General features: G+C 51.1%; 3 protein-coding genes. All 3 read left to right on the top strand.

What is annotated here, in order from left to right:
• On the top strand, positions 1 to 406 hold a 406-nt coding region (locus AC3DOM_RS17300), incomplete at its 5' end, for a transposase (protein WP_487920285.1).
• 614 nt (positions 407 to 1020) lie between these two features.
• Positions 1021 to 1872, top strand: a complete 852-nt coding sequence (locus AC3DOM_RS17295; protein ID WP_487920284.1) for a S1C family serine protease — start codon at positions 1021 to 1023, stop codon at positions 1870 to 1872.
• 1 nt (position 1873) lies between these two features.
• Positions 1874 to 2470: a helix-turn-helix domain-containing protein gene (locus AC3DOM_RS17290; protein WP_487920283.1), complete on the top strand. Its 597-nt coding sequence runs from the start codon at positions 1874 to 1876 to the stop codon at positions 2468 to 2470.
• The last annotated feature ends 180 nt before the right edge of the window (positions 2471 to 2650 follow it).

Below are 2650 nucleotides of genomic sequence, written 5' to 3'. Positions count from 1 at the left end.
GCAAAAAGGAGGAAATATGCCACAGGCACGCCCAGAGTATTTAGAAGGGATTTATTATCATTTTTACAATCGTGGGGCGCATAGGATATCCATTTTTCGAGGAGAGAAAGATTATTTGCGCGTTTTAGGATTGATGAAGAAGTATATGCGCCAATTTCAGTTGGCTATTATCGCTTATGTGTTGATGCCGAATCATTATCATTTTCTTGTTCGCAGGATGGGGAAAAACCTGCCAGTTATCTTCCGCAATATATTTTCAACAGCTATTCGAAATATTTTAATTATCGTTACGAGCATTCGGGGACACTCTTTGAAGGACATTACAAGGTCAAACTCATTCAAAACGAAGCTCACCTTTTACATCTCTGCCGCTATATTCACGGGAACCCCGTCAAGGACGCCTTAGTTGCTGATCCCGCTGATTGGGCGTATTCAAATTATCTCGAATGGATCGGCGAGCGGGACGGCGTACTTTACACGCCAGAGTTTGTGCGAGAGTATTTTTCGTCTTCTAAAGAATATCGAGATTTTGTTTTTGACAATCTGCGCGGACGAGATTTGCCTGATGACATCAAACTCTATCTTGATAATTTTGAGATGTAGAAGTGCGTTGCATCTGATAAGATGCGATGCACTGCGGCTCTAAGAATACAACAAACCAACCTAAAACGATCTCCCCAACATCATCAGTTATTTATGGTGTACTTCCTTCCCAAAGCACCCTTCCCAAAAAGGGTGTTTTTTATTTGGGCTATAATCAACTTACTGGGCGGTCAAAATTTTTATCGGTATTTGTTCAGCTTAGCGAAGGAGACTATTATGGGTATATTTTCTCGCCTCCAGCAGCCTCGAGGATTCATCGGCCTCATAATGGTCACCGCACTCGCAGCGTTGTCAAGCTGCTTTTACCTGTGTACCTACCCAAAGGACTAGTTTCTTCCCCTCCCCATTTGCCTGATGCGAAAATAAAGCAAAATTCTTATAATGCTTCTATTCAACCGTGATATAAAGGAGTAACAAATGAGTAATATAAAATCCCTTTCCGATAGCCTGACCGCGGCTGTCGAAACAGCCTCCGCATCCACACTTCTTGTGGATGCGCGCCGTCGCTTTCCTGCCAGCGGTATTGCCTACGCCGCCGATCTGATCCTGACCGCCGACCATGTGGTCAAGCGTGAGAGCGAAATCCGCGTTGGCCTGCCGGATGGCAAATCCCTATCAGCCAACCTTGTGGGCCGCGACCCGGGCAGTGATCTGGCGCTTTTGCGCCTAAGCGAAAAAGTTCTTACCCCCGCCAAAACCGCAAAGAGCCCCAAGGTCGGCCAGCTCGTTTTGGCGCTCGGGCGTCCATCCATGGCAGGTATGAAGGCCTCTTTCGGCATCATCACCACCATCAGCGGTCCCACTCGCACCTGGCGCGGTGGCCTGCTCGATCAGTTCCTGCAAACCGAAACCGTCCCCTACCCTGGCTTCTCGGGTGGTCCGCTCGTAAATGTATCCGGGGAGGTGCTTGGCCTCAACACCTCGGGACTGACGCGCGGCGAAGCCCTGACCATCCCCGTCAGCGTGGCATGGTTAATTGCTGAGTCACTTGCAAAGCACGGCACTGTCAAGCGTGGCTATCTCGGTGTCCGAACTCAAGCTGTTGAAACTGGATTGTTGGTGATGTGGCTTGAAAAAGACGGCCCCGCTGAAAAGGGCGGTCTGCTGATCGGAGATATCCTGACCAGGCTCAACGACCAGGAGCTGAATGACCCCGATGATCTGTTTGCGGCTCTTGCTAACGACACCGTCGGCAAGGCTATCGAGGTGGATATTCTACGTGGCGGCCAACCTCAGAAACTTAAATTGACCGTCGGCGAGAGGAAGTAACTTGACCCGTGTCCTACTGATCGCGCCCAGCCCTGCCCTGCGTCTCGGACTGCGCGCCCTGCTGGCTGATTCCGATATCGAAATTATCGGGGAGGCCAATCGGCTGGATTCGCCGGATCTGACAGATGCGGAGGCTGAGGTGGTAATCTATGCTTCCGCCTCCGCCCCTGTCCTGAATATAAAGTCTGATTTCGCTCAAGGGGAGGCCATTCTTGTTTTAACGGAAGACAGACCCACGGTTCAGGCCCTGAGCCGTTCGGGCGGTGTGTGGGGCGCTCTCCCCTTGGAAGCCTCTCGTGAGGAACTGCTGGCCGCTATCCATGCTCTCGCTGAGGGATTGGTCGTCAGCGTGCCGCAGTTCATCAACGTCAATCCCACCCGCCGCGACAACGCCGAATTCCCCCCACTGAGCGAGCGCGAGATCGAGGTGTTGGGATTGCTGGCACAAGGAATGGCAAATAAGCAAATCGCAGCATTTCTGGAGATTAGCGAGCATACCGCCAAATTCCACGTCTCATCCATTTTCACCAAGCTGAATGTGACCAACCGCGCCGAGGCCGTGCGCCAGGGGGTTCGAGGCGGCTGGATCGCGCTATAGTCCTTACGGATCACGCACCCCATTCTTTGCCAATTCTGCTACTTCCAGGAGCACTCTCCCATAGAGGGTGTTTTTTATTTGGGCTATAATCAACTTACTGGGCGGTCAAAATTTTTATCGGTATTTGTTCAGCTTAGCGAAGGAGACTATTATGGGTATATTTTCTCGCCTCCAGCAGCC

Source organism: Candidatus Desulfolinea nitratireducens, assembly GCF_982879505.1.
This window is presented reverse-complemented; position numbering and strand designations above follow the sequence as displayed.